The sequence below is a fragment of the Hymenobacter metallilatus genome, from assembly GCF_003944705.1.
In the GTDB taxonomy this organism is placed as follows: domain Bacteria; phylum Bacteroidota; class Bacteroidia; order Cytophagales; family Hymenobacteraceae; genus Hymenobacter; species Hymenobacter metallilatus.
Window position 1 is genome coordinate 255,747 of record NZ_RWIS01000001.1, and the last position, 21,095, is coordinate 276,841.

Sequence of the window (21,095 nt, forward strand, 5' to 3'; positions counted from 1 at the left end):
GCAGCGGCACGCCTCCCCCGGTAAGTCCGGGAGCCGGCCACGGCACCTAAGGTATACTACGCAATACCGCCGCCCACGGCCGGGCCCCGGGGCCGGATACCCGTATCTTCGTTCTTTACCGCCTGCTATGCCTGCATCTTCCCCTTTTGCGAATCCTGCCCCGGATACCGGGCTGCTCCGGGCCGAGCTGGCAGCAGCCCGCGCGGCCCTGGCCGAGGCCCAGGCGCGGGCCACTTACTACCAGCAGCTGTTTGAGCAGCAGCACCGGGCAGTACTCATTATTGGTAACGGCTGCTACACCGACTGCAACGGCACGGCCCTGCGGCTGCTGGGCCTGAGCCGCCGCGACCAGCTGCTGGGGCAGCCCGTGGGCTCCTTTTCCATGCCTGTGCAGCCCGATGGCCGCCCCACCCCCGCCCGCATTGCCGAGGTGCTCGACCAGGTGCGCCGCCTGGGCTGGGGCCGGTTTGCCTGGCTGGGGCGCCGCCATACGGGGGAGGAGTTCTGGGAAGACGTGGTGGTTACCTGCATTAGGGAGGCGGGCCAGGAGCTGTTTCACGTCAGTTGGGAAGATACCTCCGACCGGCCGCCGCGGGCCGGCAGCAGCTACGAAAGCGAGAACCGGCTGCAGCTGGCCCTGGCCGCCACTCACTCCGGCGTTTGGATCAGTCACCTCACCGCCGGCTATACCTACTGCGACCAACGCGCCCGGGCGCTGCTGGGCGCGGCGGAGGCCATTTGCCCGCACGAGGCCCTGCTGCCCCTGCTTCATCCCGACGACCTGCCCCGGCTGCGGGCCGCGTTCCGGCAGGCGAGGCGGGAGCGGCAGCCCTTCGATGTGGAGTTCCGGGTGCAGCACCCCACCGAGGGCCTGCGCTACCTCATGGCCATGGGTCAGGTGCAGTTTGATGCCCAGCAGCGGCCGGTGCGCATAACAGGCCTGCTGCGCGACATTACGGACCGCCAGCGTACCCGCCTGGAGCTCATCCGCAAGAGCGAGCTGCTGGAGCAGATGCTGCGCCACCTGCCGCTGATACTGGGGCGCTTTGACCGGCAGGGCCGCATTCTGGAGCTGGTGGGAGCCGGCCTGCGCCACCTCCACACCACCGATAACGAGGGCGTGGGCCGGCAGGCCGGCTACCTGATGCAGGATATGCAGGAGCCCATTGCCCAGGTACTGACCGGGCAGCACGTCCGGTTTGTGGCCCGGGGCCAGGTGCAGGGCCAGCCCGTGTATCTGCAGTGCTTTGGCTTCTTCGACGAAAGCCAGCAGTGCGGCGTTATCTTTTCCATTAACGCCACCGAATCGGAGCTCAGCAAAGAACGCCTGCGTACTGAAAAGGAGTTTTCAGAACGCCTGCTTAACCACAGTCTGGATGCCATTGCTGCCTGCGACCAGCATGGAAGCGTAACGGCCTGGAACCACATTATGGAGCGGCTTTCGGGAGTACCGGCCAGCACCATGCTGGGTCAGCAGTTACCGGAGTTTCCGGTTTTTGCCGGGGATACAGCTCAGGGGGCGGCGCTGCGGAGCATTTTGAGCGGCCAGAATACTCCGCACTATAACGTGCCCTTTCACTGCCACAACCAGGATTGTGAGGCCAACCTGCTGCCCCTGCCAATGCCGGAGGGTTCTGCGTACGGGGTACTAGTGGTTATCCGCGACGTAACCCAGCGCAACCAGCTGGCCGCCGAAGCTACCCGCCTGCAGCTACGGCGGCAGCAGGAAATACTGTCGGCAGTACTGGAAGCCCAGGAGGCAGAACGCCGCCGCATTGCCGAAGGCCTGCACAACGGCGTAGGCCAGCTGTTGTACGCCGCCAAGCTCAGTTTGCCGGCTGGCCCCGAGGTGCAGGCCACCCGGGCGGTGCTGGAGGAGGCCATCCGGGCTACCCGTACCATCTCCTTCGAGCTAACGCCCGGGGTACTAGCTGATTTTGGGCTGAAAACGGCCCTGGAGGAATTGTTTAAACGTATTCCACACCAGCATCTGCCGGTGCAGCTGCACATTCTGAATTTGCCCCCCCGCCTGCCGGCCCCCGTTGAAATGGCCGCCTACCGCATTGTGCAGGAATTGCTCAACAACATGCTCAAACACGCCCGGGCCACCACGGCCCTGGTGCGCGTGGCCTACCGTAACCAAGCCCTGCACCTGGCCGTGCACGACAATGGAGTGGGCTTCGAGCCGGCCACCGGGCCGCAGCCCGGCCTGGGTCTGCCCAGCATCCGCAACCGGGTGGAGCTGCTGCAGGGCACACTGCAGCTCACCTCCCGGCCGGGCCAGGGTACCACCGTGCAGATTACCATTCCCGACACACCTGCTCCTGAGGGATAAGCAGCAATGCCTGTTCGCCACCCAACAGCCAGCAGTAGTACATAGCTAAAAATCAGTATTTTACACATCAACCCCTACCATTCCGGACCGTATAGCCAGGTATCCTCCCAGTTGGTGCCCGCGGGGAGGTATGGTTTACTGCTAGCTAATCTGCAATGGAGGTATATCGAGAAATTCTGCCCAACAGCTACCTGCTGATTCTGACCGAAGACCAGATTACGGCCGCCGAAGTACAACTTACGGAGGCCCTGCGGGTAGCCAGCCGCAGCGGTAAGCCCAGCATTTGGGTTGACTGCAGCCAGCTGCATACCTTGTCGTTTGCGGCGCTGCGGGTGCTGGCCCGCACCTACCGCCGGCTGCGGCGGCGGCAGGTACAGCTGGTGCTGTGCCACCTGGGCAACGAATCGCGCCAGCTGATGGCCAAGCTGCCCACGGCCCTGTGTCCGCCGGTGGTACCTTCTCTGCTGGACGCGGAACGCTACTGCCAGCACCCGCACCCCCTCATCGAGCCGCAGCGGCTGGCCTCATAGCAGCCCCGCCAGCCCATTAATAGTCAGGGCCACTACGGCCGTATTCAGCCCGAACGACAAGAGGCCGTGCACCAGAGCCAGCCGCCGGATAAGCCGGTCAGACACGCCCACGTCGGCGGTTTGCGCCGTCATGCCTATCACGAAGGAGAAGTAGGCGAAATCCAGGTAGTCGGGCGCCGGCTCGTTACCGGGAAACTCCAGTCCCCCCTCCGGCCGGTCCCCGTCGGTGTTGTAGAACAGGTGGGCATAGCGCAGGGTAAACAGGGTGTGTACCAGCAGCCAGGCCAGGAGCACGGCTACCGCTCCGGTAATGACGTGCGTTAGCAGCAAGGGGTCGTGGGCGGAGCGAATGGAGGACAGCAGCAGTATTACGGCCAGCAGGCTGGCACTGGCCGCCGTAAGTACAAAGCCAAACGACAGCGCCCGGCCAGGGTCTTCGCGGGTGGCAATGCGCCGAATGTGGCCGACATCTGCCGTCAGGATAATGGCCCAGGCTACCAGCAGAGTAGTGAGAGCAAAACCGTTCCAGGCCGTAAGCAGGCGCAACATGGGTGGCCAGCCGGCGGGCGTGCACCCGTACAGCAGCCCCGCGGGCACCAGCCCCGCCGAAAGGCGCAGCCAGGCCGGCAGCAGGGCCAGGCGGTGGAAAACGGAGGGGCGACGGGTAGGCACGGAACAGGCAGCAACCAGGACAGATTGAAATATTCTGCGTAAGCTACGGCATCTCAACCGTTGCCTTGCATGAACCCCGCCCCACTTTCCGGCCTGTATGCCCCTTCCCTCAGTCTGCTCACCGACCTTTACCAGGTTACCATGGCCTACGGCTACTGGCAACAGGGCCTGCAGGACCGGGAGGCGGTGTTTCATCTGTACTTCCGGAAGGCCCCGTTCGCGGGCGGCTATGCCCTGGCGGCGGGCCTGGCGTACGTAGTGGACTATCTGCAAAACCTGGCCTTTTCCGAAGACGACCTCACCTACCTGGGTAGCCTGCGCGGCGGCCAGGGTACGGCCATGTTCCCGCCGGAGTTTCTGCAGTACCTACGGGAGCTGCGCTTCACCTGCGACGTGGATGCCATTGCCGAAGGCACCGTGGTGTTCGGCAACGAGCCGCTGATTCGGGTGCAGGGGCCGCTGCTGCAGGCCCAGCTGGTAGAAACGGCGTTGCTCACGCTGGTAAACTTCCAGACGCTGATTGCCACCAAAGCCGCCCGCATCCGCGAAGCCGCCGGCTCCGATACGGTACTGGAATTTGGCCTGCGCCGGGCCCAGGGGCCCGATGGGGGGCTGGGTGCCAGCCGCGCCGCCTACCTGGGAGGGGTAGATGCTACCAGCAACGTGCTGGCCGGGCAGCGCTTCGGTATTCCGGTGAAGGGCACCCACGCCCACAGCTGGGTTATGGCCTTCGAGGATGAGCCCAAGGCCTTCACGGCCTACGCCCAGGCCTTCCCCGACGACTCCGTGTTTCTGGTAGATACCTACGATACGCTGGAAGGTGTGCGCCACGCCATCAAAGTGGCCCGCGAGATGCGGGCCAACGGCCACGAGTTGGGCGGCATCCGCCTGGATTCCGGGGACCTGGCCTACCTCAGCCGCGAGGCGCGGGCCTTGCTCAATGAGGCTGGGTTTGACAACGTGCGCATTGTGGCCAGCAACGACCTAGAGGAAAACCTCATTACCAGCCTCAAGCAGCAGGGTGCCAAAATTGACACCTGGGGCATCGGCACGCAGCTGGTTACGGCCTACGACCAGCCGGCGCTGGGGGGCGTGTACAAGCTGGCCGCCCTGCGCAAACCCGACGACTCGGGCTGGGACTTTACCATCAAGCTCTCGGAGCAGCTGGCCAAAACCAGCATCCCCGGCATTCTGCAGGTGCGCCGCTACGAAACCGACAAAGGCCAGCCCCGCGCCGATATGCTCTACAACGTAGCCGAGCCCCTGCCCGAAACCCTGACCCTGGTAGACCCGCTGGATGCCACCCGCCGCCGCGCCGTGCGCCCCGATGCGCCATTCCGGGAGCTGCTGGAGCCCATTTTCCGCCGGGGTGAGCTGGTGCACACGCTGCCCACGCTCCAGGAAAGCCGCGCCCGCGCCCACCGCGAAGTGCTCAGCCTCGACCCCAGCATCCGCCGCTTCCTCAACCCCCACACCTACCCCGTGGGCCTGGAAGAGTCGCTCAACCGCTTCCGCACCCAGCTGATTCTGGAGAAGCGGCCGGTGCGGCCGGCGTAGCGCTCCGGGTACCGGTAGCCATACAAGTGCAGAGGCGCGAAGTGTCGCGGTTCTACATCATTCAGCTTGGCGGCTTCTACGCGGCCCCGGCTTTTTCTACAGCTTCAGTTGCTGATTTTTGGTTGAGTCTTCACTCTGGGTTCCGGGGCCGGAGCGGAGGCTGCAGGCGAGGGCTATTTCTCAAGGGAAGGTTTATCGAACGAAGAAACTGCGCTCTGCCAGGCGCACAGCTGATCCAGGATGGGCAGTAGCGCCTGGCCGCGCTCCGTAAGCGAATATTCCACGCGGGGCGGCAGCTCGGCAAACGCCTCACGCCGGACGATGCCATCTTCCTCCAGCTCCTTGAGCTGCTCAGTAAGCACCTTGCGCGAAATAAGCGAGAGGCGCTGCGCCAGCTGCCCAAAGCGCACCTGCCGCTGGGCCAGATAAGAAATGATAATCAGCTTCCACTTACCGCCCAACACGCCCATTGTGCGGGTCATGGCGCAGGCGGAGGCACAAAAGGCAGCGTCGCGCATAAGTAATCCAGAGTGAAAAGTGGCCGCAGGAAACGATAGTTACGCCAAGGTAACCAGTTTATGCGGCAAGTTGATCGGCATTAGTAACTAAAAGTAACTGATGATAGTTCCTTGCCGAAACTAATCAACAACCTCTTTTTTCCATGGCAACTTCTCAAAAGCTAGCGGGCAAAATTGCCCTTATTACTGGTGGTACTTCCGGCATTGGCCTGGCCACGGCCCAGCGTTTCGTGGCCGAAGGCGCGTTTGTATATATCACCGGCCGGCGACAGGCCGAACTTGACGCGGCGGTACAGCTCCTGGGCCAGTCGGTGGTGGGAGTGCGCGGCGACGTGAGCAACCTGGCCGACCTGGACCGGGTAGTGGCTCTGATTCGGGAGCAGCAAGGCCGGCTTGATGTTCTGTTTGCCAACGCGGGCATTGCCGAGTTTCTGCCCATCGATGCCGTCACGGAGAACCACTACGACCAGCAGTTCGACATCAACGTGAAAGGCACCGTTTTTACGGTGCAGAAGGCGCTGCCACTGCTGCCCGATGGCGCGGCCATCGTGCTGATGTCGTCCATTGTTGGCTCCAAAGGCTCTGATAACAGCAGCATCTATAGTGCTACCAAAGCGGCCATCCGCTCCCTGGCCCGCACCTGGACGAGCGACCTGAAGGCCCGGCGCATCCGGGTGAATGCCATCAGCCCCGGCCCCATTGAAACGCCCGGCCTAAACAACCTGGCAGGTACGCCCGAGCAGGTTGCTCAGTTTAAGGCCCAGATGGTTGGGGCCGTGCCGCTGGGTCGCCTGGGCGAGGCCGATGAAGTTGCTAAAGCCGTCCTGTTTCTGGCTACGGATGACAGCAGCTACGTGGCAGGCGTAGAGCTATTTGCGGACGGTGGCATGGCTCAGGTGTAAGGCATTAGTACCAAACTGGCTCACCCCCAGCACGCCGGGCGCCCGGCGTAAGCTGCCTGAAGAAGCAGGCCCGGCCACTCTAGCGGCCGGGCCTGCTTCTTTTTACGCCGCACCAAACTTTTTCCACAGTTTCGGGAGCAGCTTGGGCAGCTGGTTTTCGGTCCAGTCCTCGCCTTTGGTTTCGGAGCCGGAGTCGTAGTCGAGGCCGCGGGCAAGGGCAATGTCGCGGGGAGAGGAACCCGCTTCGGCCTCCTGTCCTATGCACTCTTCAAACGCAGAATCTGCCACCACCAGCAGCGCTTCGAAATCCAGATAAGCTTCTTCAACAACAGCCGCCAACGTGTCGGGGGCACGCAGTGCATTCTGATAGACCTGCTGCCCTTCCCCAATCAGCCAGCACCGGAAGTACAGGTAAGAATCGTCGGTTACATATCCGTCGATAATCTTTTGAGCCGCCAGAATCCCGAAGTCATCCGCCGCAATCAGGTACTCCCGCAGGATGCACTCGAACTCAATTATCTGCTCAGGGCTTCGTTTGGCTAAACTGCTTATGAGTAGCTGTTCCTGCAGGTTCTGGTTTCCTTTTGCACGGGTTTTAGCCGATTCTATTAACTCCCAGAATTCTGTCTTGTCCATTTTCACTGGTGGGTTAGCCCGAAGAGCGAAATACGGCAAAACTCTACACACCACCAGCCAAAGCCTATACCGCTGCACCTTGCGGCGCCGGTTACTTTTGCTCCTGCTTCGCTGTAATAGCGGCATCACCAGCCACCGGCTACTTAATCAGTCCTTCCTCATGCCTACTCTGAAATTCAAAACCAGCATCAACTGCGCCAACTGCCTGCGCGCCGTCACGCCCTTCCTCGACGCCGAAGCCAGCGTGGACAAATGGAGCGTGGACACCAGCACCCCCGACAAAATTCTGACGGTGGAGGGCGCCAACCCCATTCCTGAGCTGATTATGAAATCCGTGTCGCAGGCCGGGTTTGATATTGAGCCGGCGTAGAACGGCAGCAACCACATGATTTTTTTCGCTCGACACCAGTTTCTTGCGGTAGCTATAATGGCTCTGTTGTTAAGCAACTGTCAAAGGAAAGTCGTTTTAAATGTAAACAGTGCAGGTGCAACAAACGCTGACTTATCTGTATCTGCTCCTGATTCAGTAGTGGTACGCGGCAAGATTTTTCCACCACGCGACACTATCAAAACGTTAAAAAACTTCCAAGTTGAATTCCGGCGACGAACGAACAGTCAGGCTATTGAACTCATCATTGATAGTGCATCACGTAGAACAGGACGTTATCAGGTCTACTTAAAGGCAGGTCAAGTCTATCAGGCTCGGTTAGTGTACACTGTCCGAAATTGTGAAGTAGAAACACAAGAGGTATTTGTTTCTCGGAATCACTCAACTCAGGTCAAAAACTTTTATCTAAGCTATCCGGATAGCACTGCATATGGTGGATGCCTGACCGGGTTTACTCCATAACCAGTGTGCAAAGCAAAAGCGCCCGGCCTGTTAATAGGCCGGGCGCTTTTGCTTTGCACACTGGTTATATTTTACCCCTCGTAGCGCAGCTCGCCGGCTTCTACGCGCAGCACCACGTCGGTTTCCGGCGTGATGCGACCGGCTACCTGGGCCTGGTAGCCTTTGCTGCGGAGAGTTTCGGCTACGGCTTCGGCTTGCGCAGGCTCCGTTACGAGGAGCATGCCGTTGCCCATGTTCCAGTAGAGGTAGGCTTCCGTGGGGCTGATGCCCGCCAGCTCGGCCAGCTGCTGCATGGCGGGCAGGGGCGCAAAGAGGTTGTCCAACTCCGCTCCTACCCCGTTTTTAAGCACGCGCCGGAAGTTATCGGCAATTCCGCCGCCGGTAATATGCGCCGCCGCATGCAGGGGCAGGCCGGCATCCAGTACCGCCGCCACGCCGGGCGAGAAAATGAGCGAGGGAGCCAGCATCACTTCACCCCAGGTTTTGGCGTTGGCCGTTGTTGGTTGTTTGTTGTTCTTTGTTCGTTGTTCGTTGTTCGTCTCCGAACCACCTGATGCAGGTTCCTGATATGGGACCTCGTGCCACTTTTCGCCGAAAGCTTTGGTGAGGGCGCGGCGGGCTAGGGAATAGCCGTTGGAGCGGAAGGACGGGGACCGAAGCGCCACCACGGCTTGGCCAGCGCGCACGTTGGCCCCGCTCAGGGGGCGCTCCAGGCTGGGGTGCAGCACGCCCACGGCCGTGGAGCACCAGTTGAAGTTCATTTTGGCGCCGGGGTAGCCCCCGATGCGGTTGCCCAGCTCGGCAATTTCGCCGCCCGTTACGGCTATCTGGCTGAACTGGGCCGCGTCGTGCAGGCCGCGCATCAGCTCATCCACCACCTCATAGTTGAGGGTGTTCACATCGATGATGTTGGAGAGGTTGGTGGGCACGAAGCCGGCCACGATGAGGTCGTCGGCCACCATGGCAATAAGGTCGTAGCCCAGCGTGTCGTAGCGGTCCAGGCGCTCAGCCACCTCAATCTTGGTCCCGATGCCGTCGGAGCCGATGCCCAGCCGCTCGGCCCCGAACCGGATTTCGTTGGAGAAGCCGCCCGCCAGGTCCTGGGCCGGCTCGCCGGGCTTGCCGGCGCGAGTACTGAAGGTTTTCTGGGCCCAGTGGTAAGCGTTTTTGGAGGCAGCGTTGCCTTCTTCGATGGAATAGCCGGCAGTGGCTTTGAGGTCAGATGACATGCAGGAAGCTAGGTTAAAGCTGGAAGCTAGTTCCCCTCCTTGGAAAGGAGGGGTTAGGGGTGGTTGATGCTTTTTGAACGGTTACTAAAGCCAGTTACCCGTGGATGTTCAACGATTGTCAACCACCCCTAACCCCTCCTTTCCAAGGAGGGGAACTAGCTTTTTAGTTTCTAGCCCTAGTGTCGTTCAGAATGCTAATGCTCCGTTGGCGCGGGAGCTTTGGCGCTGACGGAGGTAGGCGCCGGCTCGTCCTTTTTCTTGTCGGAGCGGTGGCTCTGGCGCTCCTCCTGAATGTGGCGCAGGTACTTGGTCACGTCGCCGGTGGGGTAGTGGCCGGTGAAGCAGGCGAAGCAGCTGCCGCCGTGGCCTTTCTCCTCCGAAAACAGCTCCTGCAAATCCTCAATCGACTGGTAAATCACCTTATCGGCCTCAATGTAGCGGCAGATTTCCTCCTCCGTGTAGTTGGCTGCAATCAGCTCGGTGCTCATGGCCATATCAATGCCGTAGATGCAGGGCGAAACGATAGGCGGGGCGCTGCTGATGAAGTATACCTCGGCGGCCCCGGCCTCGCGCAGGATGCGCACGATGCGCCGGGAAGTAGTGCCGCGCACGATGCTGTCGTCCACCACGGCTACCTTCTTGCCCTCCACAAACTCGCGGATAGGGTTGAGCTTTTTCTTCACGATGTCCTCGCGGCCGGCCTGGCTGCTCACGATAAAGGAGCGGCCCATGTGGTTGTTCTTCACCATGGCGCGGCGGTAGGGCACGCCAATAGCTTCGGCCAATCCGGAAGCCGAGAAGTAGCCCGACGAGGGCACGTCAATCACCATATCCGGCTGAATCCCCGACTCAATCACTTTCTTGGCCAGCATCTTACCCAAGCGCACCCGCTCCCGGGCCACCAGTCGGCCGTGGATGGTGGAGTCTTCGCGGGCGAAGTAGATGTGCTCGAACACGCAGAAGTTTTTGGGCTTCTCCTGCGGGTTCTTGTGGTGCACCTTGAAATCCTTGTCGATGAACACCGCCTGGCCGGGGCCGACGTTTTCCACGAACTCAAAGCCCAAGTAATCAAAGCAGGTGCTTTCCGAGGCGAAGGCATACACCGGGCCGCGCTCCGTTTCGCGGCGGCCCAGCACCAATGGCCGGATACCCAGCGGGTCGTTGAAGGCCAGCAGGCCGTGTCCGGCAATGATGGTGATGGTGGCGTAGGCCCCTTTCACCAGCTCCTGCGTCGTCTCCACGGCGTCGAAAATGTCGATAACCGAGAGGTTGTCGAGGTTTTTCAGGCGCAGCTCCGAGGCGAAGGTGTACATGATCAGCTCCAGGTCGTTGCTGGTTTTGGGCAGCACGTGGTACTTCTCATGCAGGCGCTTGGCGGCCGAGCGGAAGTTGATGACGTTGCCGTTGTGTACCATCGACAGCCCAAACGGGTAGCTGGTGGTGAACGGCTGCGCCAGCTCGGCGTCGTTGGAGCCCTGGGTGGTGTAGCGGGCGTGACCAATGCCGATGTTGCCCTTCAGCTTCTTGAGCTGCTTGGGGCGGAACACGTCGGAGATGAGGCCGTTGCCCTTGCAGAGGTGGAAGTTGTCGTCGAAGGTGGCAATGCCGGCCGCGTCCTGGCCGCGGTGCTGGAGCGCGGTGAGGCCGAACACGATATCGTGCGCAACGTCATCAGGACCGTAAAAACCTACTATTCCGCACATTTCAGTTGTCAGTTGCCAGTTGCCCGTTGTCAGGCCGCTGTGGGTGTTGGGTGGTACTACAGCATGTCATGCTGAGCGAAGTCGAAGCATCTCTACCGCTTCGTTGCAATGCTATATGATTAGCCAGAGGTAGAGATGCTTCGGCTTCACTCAGCATGACGTTCTTGGATGATGAGTTCAGCCAGCGTTTCGGCGTACATGCGGTGTTCCACGGCTAGGCCGCGGCGCTCTACTTCGGCTAGGGTGTCGGCCCCACGCAGGTCAACAGCGTGCTGGGCCAGAATAGGTCCGGTGTCGAGACCTTCGTCCACCAGGTGCACGGTGATTTTGGTTTCCGGCAGGCAGTTATCGAAGGCCCACTCGTAGGCGTGCAGGCCCTGGTGCTGGTGGGTGTCGGCGGGATGAATGTTGAGGATGCGCCCCGCAAACGCCCGGATGAACGAGGGCGACAGAATGCGCATGTAGCCGGCCAGCACCACGTAATCGGGTCGATATTGGCGCAGTACTTCCACCACTTCGGCATCAAACTCGGCCCGCTTCCGGCCCTGGCTGCTGAGGCTGGCCGTGGGGCAACCCAGGGCCGCTGCCGTTTCCAGACCGGGCGCGTCGGGCTTGTTGCTGAATACCACGGCTACTTCGGCCAGGCCACTTAGCACGCCGTGTTGCACGGCATTTACTAGGGCCACCATGTTGGAGCCCCGGCCGGAGAGAAGGATGGCCAGGCGTTTGGCCTCACCCCCTAGCCCCCTCTCCGGGGGGAGAGGGGGGACTAGCTTTTTACCGGCATCTGAATCTAGATTTAGAGCTAGTTCCCCCTCTCCCCCCGGAGAGGGGGCTAGGGGGTGAGGCGCCTTGACTGGGTCCGTGTGCTTTTTCACCGCATTTCGCTGAAAATACCCGTCGGTTCCGGCCGCTGGCCGATGTCAGTGCGGATGTATACATCCTGGAATTTCACTTTCGCTGCTTCGCGGTACACGTGGGCCACCGCATCTTCCAGCTCCTCGCCGTGACCCACCAGCACCAGCACCCGGCCGCCGTTGGTCACCAGCTCGCCGGTTTCGATGCGCTTGGTGGCGCCATGGAAGGCCAGGATGCTGGGGGGCAGCTGGTCGAGGCCGGTGATGGGGAAGCCGGTGGGGAAGCTGGCGGCGGGGTAGCCGCCAGAGGCCAGCACCACGCCCACGTAGTAGCCGCGCCGCTGCCGCACCACGGTTTGCTGCAGCTTGCCGTCGAGGGTGGCTTCAATCAGCTCCAGCAGGCTGCTTTCCAGGGCGGGCAGCAGCACTTCGGCTTCGGGGTCGCCGAGGCGGGTGTTGTATTCCAGCAGCTTGGGGCCCTGGGGCGTGAGCATGATGCCGAAGTACAGGAAACCGTGGAAATCGAACTGCTCGTTTTGCAACCCGCGCAGCGTGGGGTCCACAATGTCGGTGCGGATGGCGGCTAGCACGTTGTCGTCGGCAAATGGGACGGGGCAGTAGGCCCCCATACCGCCGGTGTTGGGGCCCTGGTCGCCGGCCAGCAGCTGCTTGTGGTCCTGGGAAGGCGCCAGCAGCCGGATGCGGTTACCATCGGTGATGCCGATGATGCTGATTTCGGGGCCGGTGAGCTTTTCTTCGAGCAGGAAGCTGAACCAGCCGCTGTGCAGGCGAGCCAGATCATCGAGGGCGGCGTGGGCTTCTTCTACCGAGGAGCACACGTACACGCCCTTGCCGGCGGCCAGCCCGTCGAATTTCACCACCACGTCGCCGTTCAGCTCAGCGGCTTTGGCGCGGGCGGCGTCCATCTTGTCGCTACGGAACTGCCAGGATAGGGCCGTGGCCACGCCGTGGCGGCGCATGAAATCCTTGCTCCACACCTTAGAGCTTTCCAGCGTAGCCCCCGCCCGCCCCGGCCCAAACACCCGGATATCGGAGCCTTGGAAGAAGTCCGTGACGCCCGCTGCCAGTGGAGCCTCCGGCCCTACTACTATCAGTTTCACGCCCTGCGCTTCGCAGAAAGTTTTGATGGCCGGGAAGTCGGTAGCGCTGATGTCGGGGTGGCTGTTCGGGATGCCGGCGTTGCCGGGCAGCACGTGCACGGTGGCGCCGTCGCGGGTCAGCTTCCACGCCATGGCATGTTCACGGGCCCCGCCGCCGAGGAGTACTATGGGTGTTGAATTCGTCACGGTGTCGTTCTAGGGTTGGTTCCCGCAGAGGGCGCAGAGGGTTTCGCAGAGGGACGCAGAGTAGTTCTAACTAATATCGTCAATGGCACTAATCTTGCCATCGACAAACTGGAACACCGACCTACCCTGCAACTGTAGCCTGTCGCCTGACTTCAGGCCGTTGGGGAAATCCATGGCCGCCACAGCGAAGTAATCAATGAGTATTTCCACGCGGTTGTCGGTTATTAGCCAATCGGTAACGTACTGCTCTCGTTGGGAGAAATACTGTTTGGCTTGCTCGGCCTGCGCCCGGAACTCCGCCTTACCGTGGGTGGTCAGGCTGACTTCGCCGCCGGCTACGTTTCGAAATGTCACCTCGTCGTGCAACGGCGCCAGCATACCAGCCACATCAAAGCGGTTATACGCTTCGATGTAGTCGGTTACCAGCTTTTTTGCCTGTGAGGACTCCATTTCAGATGGTTTCTTTCATGATACCAGCACGCACCAGGTTGCTCACGAGTCGGGCTTGTACGTCGCCGTCAGGAGTGATTTCGTTGCCGGTGAGCAGCGGGCTGCCCGTAATACGCTCGTAGATATTGAGGTAACGGCGGGTGGCTTCGGCGGATACTTCGGGGGTGAGGGCGCGGGGGTACTGGCCGTCCTGCTTGTGGGCAATCAGCCATTGGCGCACGTATTCCTTGTCCATCTGCTCGGCCGTTTCCGGGTTGCGGGCGTAGTCCTCGGCGCTCCAGAACCGCGACGAATCGGGCGTGTGGATTTCGTCAATCAGCATCAGCTCCCCATCCAGCAGCCCAAACTCATACTTAGTATCCACCAGAATGATGCCACGCTCGGCCATCCACTGCGAAGCAAAGTTGAACAGCTCCAGGGCCTTCACCCGCATCTGCTCATACAGCTCCCGAGACACCCAGCCTTCCGCCACCAGGTTTTCCGGCGTAATCTCGCGGTCCGACTCCTCCTTGGTAGTGGGCGTCACGATGGGCGCGGGGAACTGCTGGTGCTTGGTCAGGCCGTCCGGCACGGTTACGCCCGAAAAAGTGCGCTGGCCCTGCTGGTAGCCGCGCCACATGGAGCCCGTGAGGTAGTGGCGCACCACCATCTCCACCCGAATCGGCTCGGCCTCTTTGGCCAGCGTCACGTTTGGGTCGGGCAGGCTGATAACGTGGTTGGGGATGATGTGCCGGGTTTTGTCGAACCAGAAAGCCGCTAGCCCGTTCAGCACCGCGCCTTTGTGGGCCACGGGCGTTTCCAGCACCGAGTCAAACGCCGACAGCCGGTCAGTTACCACAATCAGCCGCTCGCCGGAAGGGGCGCGGAACGAGTCGCGGACTTTCCCCCGGTGCAGGAGTTCGAGTTGGGGAGTATCGAAGTGGTTGAGGGTGTTCATATGAAAGGGTGTCAACCGGCAGGGCTGGCAGATGGCTCGTTAGGATAAAAACTGGTGGGCTGTTGGCTGCGCTACGGTAGCGGAGCGCTGGCTCTGCACGTGCTCCACAATGTTTCTGAACAGCTTAAGCCCGTCGCCTTCCTCACTCAGATTGGGGTTCTGGCGCTTGCGCCGGGCCCAATCCGGGTGGTTATACAGCGACAAAAACGCCTCCGGATGCGGCATCAGACCAAAAACACGCCCGGTCGTATCCGTGAGGCCGGCGCAGTTCAAGTCAGCACCATTAGGGTTGAAGGGGTAGACTTCGGTGGGTGAGCCGTCGAAATCGGTGTAGGCCAAGCAGTTCAGGCCACCGGCTTCGATGGCGGCCAGCGTGGCGGCGTCCTTGATGATGAGGCGTCCTTCGCCGTGGCGCACGGGCACTTCCAGCGTATCGAGGCCCTTGAGGAAGGGCGAGTTGGCCTTGGGGTTGACTTTAAGCTTCACCCAGCGGTCTTCATAGCGGCCCGAGGCGTTGTGGGTCAGGGTTACTTCGGGCGTTACGGTGCCGCTCAGATCGGGCAGCAGGCCCAGCTTCACCAGCACCTGGAAGCCGTTGCAGATGCCCATCACGTGCTTGCCGCTGGCAATGAACTGCTTGATATCATCGAGCAGCGTGCGGCCCTCGGCGTTGCGGCGGTAGCGCAGCTTATTCGCCAGCACCACACCCGAGCCCAGGTCGTCGCCGAAACTGAAGCCGCCGGGGAAGTTCAGGATGTCGTAGTCGTGGATGCTGACGTGGCCGTGCAGCACCTGGTTCAGGTGCACGATGGTGGCCTCTGCACCGGCCAGCTTATACGCGGCGGCAAATTCCTCCTCGCAGTTGATACCGAAACCCGTCAGGATCAGCGCCTGCACTTTCGAGTTGTCAGTTGCCAGTTGTTGGTTGTCAGTTGGCTGTTCTTCCTTGCTTTTCAGCGGCTCGGCGGATTCGTGGCCGGGGTCTACGCTTTTGTAGCCGGGCAGCACAATCTGGCCTTCGCGGTTCACGATTTCGTGGCCGGGGTCGTCGTGCTGGGGGCGCGGGGGCGTGTGCTGGTCCGGCAGTTGGGGAGTCTGTTCCATGATTAATGCGCGGTTTCGGGGTGGCCGAAGCCGATAATGCGGTTTACCGGACCGTTGGTCCACTCGTGGCGCAACGCCGCCGTGCTGGCCGCAATGATGGTTTTGCCCGCTTGCCGCACCGTCAATTGGCTATCCGGCGTTACGCGACCCAGGCGTGTGGCGCGCCCACCGAAGTGCTGCTCAAACGCCACCACATCCTCCGGGGCTACCGTGGCCACAAACCGGGAGTGCGACTCCGAAAACAGCTGCACGTGTACCGGCAGGCCTTTCGGCAGCTCCACCTCGGCCCCAAAACCGTAGCCGAACGTAGCCTCTGCCAGCGCTACGGCCAGACCGCCATCCGACAAGTCATGGCAGCTCTGGATCAGACCCTGGTCGTTGGCTTCGCCCATGAGGATATACAGGGCTTTGGCTTCTTCAAACCGTACCTTGGGCACATTGGCACCCAGCTCGCCGAAGAGCTGGTAGAACTCCGAGCCGCCCAGCTCGTCGTAGGTTTCGCCCAGCAGGTACACCACGTCGTCGGCCTGCTTGAAGTCGGAGGTGATGGTACGGCGCACGTCCTCGACTTTGGCCGTCATGGAGTACAGCACCGTGGGCGGCACCGAAATCTTCACGCCGTCGGCCTTGAAGTCGTTTTTCATCGAGTCCTTGCCCGAGGTGAGTGGGATGCAATAGGCCGCCGTAGCGTCGCGCAGGGCCTGGCACATGCGCACCAGCTTGGCCAGCTTGTGCTTGCCGTCGGGGTTGCCCACGGCATCGTACACCGAGTCGGGCACGCAGAAGTTGTCGTTGACGGACCAGAAGTTGCCGTCGCCGTAGCTCAGGTTGGGCAGCTTCCCTCCTACGGCTACAATCTGGCGCACAGCTTCGTCAAACGCGCCGGCTGACATATCATAGGCGTCCAAATCCCCGAATCGGGGCAGAATGCCGTTGCTAACGGCCACGCCTTCCCAGCTCTCGAAGTTAAAGCGCACCACAGCCGCATCCTGCGGAGCCTGGCCGGTAGCACCCATTAGCGGCTTGATAATCGTGCGGCCCTTCACCTCGTGGTCGTACTGCCGAATCACCGACTCGCGGGAGCAGATATTGAGCGAGCCCAGCAGGCGGCTCAGTACGTCAGTATAGTCAAGGCCAGCCGCCAGATTCGGTTCCTCCGCCGTGGGCTTGCTCCACTCCGCTTCCAGCACTTTGCGCGGTACACCGTTGTGCAGGAACTCCATATTGATGCGGGCCACCGACTCCCCATCGAAGCGCACGTCGAGGCTGCCATCGGCGGTGAAGTAACCGATGTCGGTCAGTTCCACTTCCATCTCCCGGCCCAGGGCCAGCAGCTCTTCCAGCTTGGCAGGTTCTACAGCCAACGAAAACCGTTCCTGCGACTCCGAAACGAAGATTTCCCAGGGCCGCAGACCGGGGTATTTCAGCGGTACTTTCTCCAGCTCCACCACGGCGCCGCCGCTGATGGTGGCCAGCTCGCCGATGCTCGAAGACAGGCCGCCCGCGCCGTTGTCGGTGCTGCACTTGATGAGGCCGCGCCGCGTAGCCAGGATCAGGAAGTCCATGGCCAGCTTCTGGGTAATGGGCGAGCCAATCTGCACGGCCGTAGCGGGCGAGGTTTCGTCCAGCTCAATGCTGCTGAACGTCGCGCCGTGGATGCCGTCCTTACCCACCCGGCCGCCGGCCATGATGATGCGGTCCTGGGCGTCAATCTTCTTTTCCCACGAATCCAGCCCGGCTAGCTGCATGGGCATCACGGCGCCGGTGCCGCAGTACACCAGCGGCTTGCCGGCGTAGCGGTCATCGAACACAATGGCGCCGTTCACGGTCGGCACACCCGACTTGTTGCCGCCATCCTCGATGCCCTTGCGCACACCTTCGAAAATGCGGCGCGGGTGTAGCTGGTTGCTCAGCAGCGTACCATCAAACTCGGGGTTGCCGAAGCACAGCACGTTGGTGTTGAACAGCAGCCGAGCACCCCCAATGCCAGTAGCCAGCGGGTCACGGTTGTTGCCCAGAATACCGGTAATGGCCCCGCCGTAGGGGTCGATGGCCGAGGGTGAGTTGTGCGTTTCCACCTTCCACACGAACAGCGACTCGGGGTTGATGCGCACGGCCCCGGCGTTGTCGCTGAACACCTTAATCAGCCAGTCGTTGCCGTTGGCGCGCAACTGCCGGTTTACCTCGGCGGTGGCGTTTTTGATGTAGGTTTTAAACAGGGAATCGATTTCGAACTTCTCGCCCGTATCGACGTCCTTATACTTAATAACGGCCGAAAACTCCTTGTGCTTGCAGTGCTCCGACCAGGTCTGGGCAATAATTTCCAGCTCGCAATCCGTTGGGTCCTGGGGTAGGCCGGCGGCTTGGCGCTCTTCCCGGATGCTGGTGTAATGGTCGCGCACGGCGCGCATTTCCTCCAGGTTCAGGGCGTAGAGGTTGTCTTTAGACAGCTTCAGCAGCTCCTCATCCGAGAGGCCCACCAGCGGCACAAGGTCCGTAACGGCTTCGGCCCCACCGCCCGGCCGCGGCGTGTAGTCGCGAATCTGGGCTATGGGGCCGACTTCGAAGCGGTTAATCATCTTGTTGCCGAGCAGGTCTTCGGCCAAGCGGCGCAGACTACTCTCGGGCAGCTCGTGCTCCAGGAAGTAGAGCCGTTTGCTGAAAATGTGCTGGGTATGCGTGTCCAGGGGCTGGTTCAGGAAGTCGCCGAGGGCGTTCTGGGCCGATATGCCTTCGTCGTCCGTCACGCCGGGCAGCTTGGCCACCAGGATGTAGCTCTTATACTCGGAGCCGTGACGGAACTCATCGAGGGCCACGTCGTGCAGTACCGGGTCCTGAAGGCAGTGGGTGGCGAAGTCGCGCAGCTGCTCACCCGAGAGGGGGTAGCGCACCGTGTAAAGGGCGGTACTTTGCACCCGGCCGGTGGTCAGGCCGAGGTGGCGCTGGGCAGCATCGGCTACGCGCTGGCCCTCGCCATCGTGCTGGCCGGGCTTGAGCAAAAGCTGTATGGTTCTTTGGCTAGATTCCAAAAGAGGGAGGTTTATCTATTTTTCGGTTTCCCACGCCCGAGGCCGAAGCCCCGCCGTGAGGAAGCACACCCCGCGCGGAGGTACGCCGAAAATGCCTTGCCGCCGGGCCGTTTGCCGCCGCGGTAGGTTTAAGAAAACGCTTTTTCCGGCCGACTGCCGGGTTTCACCACCGGAATACCCGCCTGGCACAGCGGGCACGTATCGGGTGCGTAGGTGGCCGCCGTTACCGGCAGCAGGGCAAAGTTCGGAAAAGAAAGTGAGGCTTGCCCACCTGTGCGGTCAATTAAACTCGCCACGGCCAAAACTTTTGCCCCCAGCCCTTCCAGTACGCGCGCTACTTCGTTGGTGCTCTTGCCGGTCGTCACCACGTCTTCGGCAATAATAATTTTCTGGCCCGGCTCAATGGTAAAGCCGCGCCGCAGGGTCATCTGCCCCGCGTCGTCGCGCTCCGTGAAGATGCCGGGCACGCCCAGCTGCCGGGCCAGCTCGTAGCCAATTACCACGCCTCCCATAGCCGGCCCCACCACTACATCGGGCTGCAAACCGGCCTCCCGGATCCGGCGGGCCAGCTCGGCCGCGGCCGGCGCGGCCAGGTCGGGGCGGCGCAGGAACCGGGCACACTGCACGTAGGTATCGGAGTGCAGGCCCGACGACAGGCGGAAGTGCCCGCGCAGCAGCGCATCTTCCTGCAACAGCTGCTGCTCCAGGGTTTCGGAGGTGAAGGGAGTGGTGTGGGGGGAAGTCAAGGGAAAGTGAATTGTTATCGGATGAAATGATGACCGTCATGCAAAGCGGAGCGAAGCATGACGGCCAGGGTTACACTGCTACCGGCCGCAGCTGGTTGATCTGCTCCACCAGTTCCCGGGCCGCAGCAGCGGCGTTTTCGGCCTGCCAGAGGGCGCGGGAGGTGTTGATCAGCAAACCGGAGCCATCGGGGCGGAGGCCGGCGCGGAGGGTGGTGGCCAGGTCGCCGCCCTGAGCGCCCACACCGGGCACCAGAAACCACTGCTCCGGCGTGAGACGGCGCAGGCGGGCTACCGCCTCGGCGTTGGTGGCGCCTACCACCAGCCCAATGCCGCCGTGCTGCTCATCCAGCTTGCGGGCTACGCTGGCGGCGCAATCGGAGAGGGAGCCACCGCGGGTGAGGGCCACATCCTGCAGGGAGTGAATGGGCTTGTTGGAGGTTTTGGCCAGCACGAACACCAGTTTGCCGGGCCGGGCAAAGGGTACAATGGCGTCGTCGCCCATGTAGGGGTTTACCGTTACGCCATCAGCGCCAACTACATCGTAAGCGAATTTGGCGTACTGGTCGGCGGTATTGGCAATGTCGCCGAACTTGCCGTCCAGGATTACCGGAATGCTTTCCGGGATGCGCTGCACGGTTTCGCGCAGGAGCTGCACCCCGTTTTCCCGACTCAGGAAAAAGGCCAGGTTGGGTTTGAAAGCGGCGGCGTACTCGCTGGTCTGGTCGATGACTTCGGCCAGCCGCCGTGCTACCTGTGCATCGTCGCCTACGGGGTCAAGGCCCACGCAGAGCAGGGAGTTAGCCGCCTGAACTCGATAGATTAGCTTTTCCATTCGGAGGTAATGGTTTCGGGGGTGAGATGAGCACACTCGGTAGCCAGCCGGGCCGTGAGGCCGGGTTCCAGCCATTCGCCACTGGCAATCTGCACGGCCGAAGCTCCGCAGCGCAGGTAATCCGTTACGTGGCTGGCAGTGAAGATACCGCCCGTACCGAAAATGGGCAACGTCAGCCGTTCGTCGTGAGCCAGCTCCCATACGCAGCGCAGGGCCACGGGCCGCAGGGCTTCGCCGGAAAGCCCGCCGGCCACCGGGGCCGCGGTAGCATCGTCGGGCAGGTGCAGGGCTTTGAGCAGGTTGGTAGCCGCCAGGGCGGTAGCACCGCCCTCCTGGGCCCCCAACGCCAGGCTCCGGATATGCTCGGGCCAGGGCGGCAGCTTCACAATAACGGCGGCCTCAGGGCCCAGCTCATTGCGTACGGCCTGGGTGGCGTCACGCACAAACCGGGCCGTCAGCTCCTCGCCTTTACCGGTATCGGGCTGGGCAATGTATACTTCCACACCCGCAATTAAGGCTCCGGGCTCGCGGGCCAGGAAGCGGGCAATTTTGCGGAAGCCCGGAATGCCTGGAGCCGTAATACTCACGAATACCGGTACGCCAAACCGGCAGAGCGCAGGCAGATGCTCCTGCACCAGAATTTCAGCACTTTCGGTGCGCATGTGGGTGGCATTGAGCAGCGTCTGGTCGGCCACCTGCCAGATGCCTTCCTCGTAGAGCCCAGGCCGCGGCTCCATAGTTACAGTGCGGGTGAAAATGGCCCCCAGCCGTTCGTAGGCCGCGCCACCTAGCTGCCAGGTGGCGGCGGCCAGGCATATCGGGTTTTGTAGCGTGAGGTTACCGAGTTGCATAGATTAAAAAAAACTATGATTTTGCCGCCACCCAATACTTGCTAAAGAGT

The 21,095-nt window shown here is 61.7% G+C and carries 20 protein-coding genes; 6 read left to right on the top strand and 14 right to left on the bottom strand.

Annotated elements, in window-relative coordinates; all coding sequences use genetic code 11:
- Positions 1-127: 127 nt before the first annotated feature.
- Together EI290_RS00960 and EI290_RS00965 are read left to right on the top strand one after the other, a co-directional pair.
- Complete coding sequence (locus tag EI290_RS00960) at positions 128-2,335, top strand: sensor histidine kinase (protein ID WP_185816785.1); 2,208 nt, start codon at positions 128-130, stop codon at positions 2,333-2,335.
- A 155-nt stretch (positions 2,336-2,490) separates the two neighbouring features.
- The gene (locus EI290_RS00965; RefSeq protein WP_125425720.1) at positions 2,491-2,865 is read left to right on the top strand and encodes an STAS domain-containing protein; all 375 of its coding nucleotides are present in this window, start codon (positions 2,491-2,493) and stop codon (positions 2,863-2,865) included.
- Here the strand turns inward: EI290_RS00965 and EI290_RS00970 are convergent.
- Positions 2,860-3,537, bottom strand: coding sequence for a DUF1345 domain-containing protein (locus EI290_RS00970; protein ID WP_125425722.1), 678 nt, complete (start codon positions 3,535-3,537; stop codon positions 2,860-2,862). The two genes, EI290_RS00965 and EI290_RS00970, sit on opposite strands and share 6 nt — an antisense overlap.
- Before the next feature lie 69 nt (positions 3,538-3,606).
- On the opposite strand from EI290_RS00970, the gene EI290_RS00975 reads away from it, so the two are divergent.
- A complete protein-coding gene (locus EI290_RS00975) occupies positions 3,607-5,094 on the top strand; it encodes a nicotinate phosphoribosyltransferase (RefSeq protein WP_125425724.1) in 1,488 nt (495 codons plus the stop codon).
- Positions 5,095-5,267: 173 nt separating this feature from the next.
- Here EI290_RS00975 and EI290_RS00980 read toward each other — a convergent pair whose 3' ends face one another.
- Complete coding sequence (locus EI290_RS00980) at positions 5,268-5,612, bottom strand: winged helix-turn-helix transcriptional regulator (RefSeq protein WP_125425726.1); 345 nt, start codon at positions 5,610-5,612, stop codon at positions 5,268-5,270.
- Between the two features lie 143 nt (positions 5,613-5,755).
- Between EI290_RS00980 and EI290_RS00985 the strand changes: the two genes are divergently transcribed.
- The gene (locus EI290_RS00985; RefSeq protein WP_125425728.1) at positions 5,756-6,514 is read left to right on the top strand and encodes an SDR family oxidoreductase; all 759 of its coding nucleotides are present in this window, start codon (positions 5,756-5,758) and stop codon (positions 6,512-6,514) included.
- 102 nt (positions 6,515-6,616) lie between these two features.
- Here EI290_RS00985 and EI290_RS00990 read toward each other — a convergent pair whose 3' ends face one another.
- Positions 6,617-7,150 carry a DUF4240 domain-containing protein gene (locus EI290_RS00990; protein WP_185816786.1) on the bottom strand — a complete coding sequence of 178 codons (534 nt, stop codon included), beginning with the start codon at positions 7,148-7,150 and terminating at the stop codon, positions 6,617-6,619.
- 160 nt (positions 7,151-7,310) lie between these two features.
- Between EI290_RS00990 and EI290_RS00995 the strand changes: the two genes are divergently transcribed.
- A complete protein-coding gene (locus EI290_RS00995) occupies positions 7,311-7,520 on the top strand; it encodes a heavy-metal-associated domain-containing protein (RefSeq protein WP_125425732.1) in 210 nt (69 codons plus the stop codon).
- A 57-nt stretch (positions 7,521-7,577) separates the two neighbouring features.
- Complete coding sequence (locus EI290_RS01000) at positions 7,578-8,000, top strand: hypothetical protein (RefSeq protein ID WP_125425734.1); 423 nt, start codon at positions 7,578-7,580, stop codon at positions 7,998-8,000.
- Positions 8,001-8,071: 71 nt separating this feature from the next.
- Here the strand turns inward: EI290_RS01000 and EI290_RS01005 are convergent, their stop codons facing one another.
- The 11 genes from EI290_RS01005 to EI290_RS01055 form a co-directional block, all read right to left on the bottom strand.
- Positions 8,072-9,229, bottom strand: a complete 1,158-nt coding sequence (locus EI290_RS01005) for an AIR synthase-related protein (protein WP_125425736.1) — start codon at positions 9,227-9,229, stop codon at positions 8,072-8,074.
- 194 nt (positions 9,230-9,423) lie between these two features.
- The gene (gene purF, locus EI290_RS01010) at positions 9,424-10,932 is read right to left on the bottom strand and encodes an amidophosphoribosyltransferase (RefSeq protein WP_125425738.1); all 1,509 of its coding nucleotides are present in this window, start codon (positions 10,930-10,932) and stop codon (positions 9,424-9,426) included.
- Positions 10,933-11,078: 146 nt separating this feature from the next.
- On the bottom strand, positions 11,079-11,810 hold the full coding sequence (gene purN / locus EI290_RS01015) for a phosphoribosylglycinamide formyltransferase (protein ID WP_262706111.1): 732 nt from the start codon (positions 11,808-11,810) through the stop codon (positions 11,079-11,081).
- Entirely contained in the window at positions 11,807-13,096 is a 1,290-nt protein-coding gene (gene purD, locus EI290_RS01020; protein WP_262706114.1) for a phosphoribosylamine--glycine ligase, read from the bottom strand. The genes purN and purD overlap by 4 nt, the downstream gene beginning before the upstream one ends.
- A 66-nt stretch (positions 13,097-13,162) precedes the next feature.
- Complete coding sequence (locus tag EI290_RS01025) at positions 13,163-13,546, bottom strand: nuclear transport factor 2 family protein (RefSeq protein ID WP_125425744.1); 384 nt, start codon at positions 13,544-13,546, stop codon at positions 13,163-13,165.
- A 1-nt stretch (position 13,547) separates the two neighbouring features.
- The gene (locus EI290_RS01030) at positions 13,548-14,483 is read right to left on the bottom strand and encodes a phosphoribosylaminoimidazolesuccinocarboxamide synthase (RefSeq protein ID WP_125425746.1); all 936 of its coding nucleotides are present in this window, start codon (positions 14,481-14,483) and stop codon (positions 13,548-13,550) included.
- A 39-nt stretch (positions 14,484-14,522) separates the two neighbouring features.
- On the bottom strand, positions 14,523-15,587 hold the full coding sequence (locus tag EI290_RS01035) for a phosphoribosylformylglycinamidine synthase subunit PurQ (RefSeq protein ID WP_125425748.1): 1,065 nt from the start codon (positions 15,585-15,587) through the stop codon (positions 14,523-14,525).
- Between the two features lie 2 nt (positions 15,588-15,589).
- A complete protein-coding gene (locus tag EI290_RS01040) occupies positions 15,590-18,586 on the bottom strand; it encodes a phosphoribosylformylglycinamidine synthase subunit PurL (RefSeq protein ID WP_246008812.1) in 2,997 nt (998 codons plus the stop codon).
- 158 nt (positions 18,587-18,744) lie between these two features.
- Positions 18,745-19,362 (bottom strand): orotate phosphoribosyltransferase, encoded by a 618-nt coding sequence (gene pyrE, locus EI290_RS01045; RefSeq protein ID WP_125425752.1) that lies wholly within the window; start codon positions 19,360-19,362, stop codon positions 18,745-18,747.
- Between the two features lie 70 nt (positions 19,363-19,432).
- Positions 19,433-20,194, bottom strand: coding sequence for an orotidine-5'-phosphate decarboxylase (pyrF, locus tag EI290_RS01050; RefSeq protein WP_185816787.1), 762 nt, complete (start codon positions 20,192-20,194; stop codon positions 19,433-19,435).
- Complete coding sequence (locus EI290_RS01055) at positions 20,182-21,045, bottom strand: dihydroorotate dehydrogenase (protein ID WP_125425756.1); 864 nt, start codon at positions 21,043-21,045, stop codon at positions 20,182-20,184. Before EI290_RS01055 ends, pyrF begins: the two co-directional genes overlap by 13 nt.
- Positions 21,046-21,095: the final 50 nt, after the last annotated feature.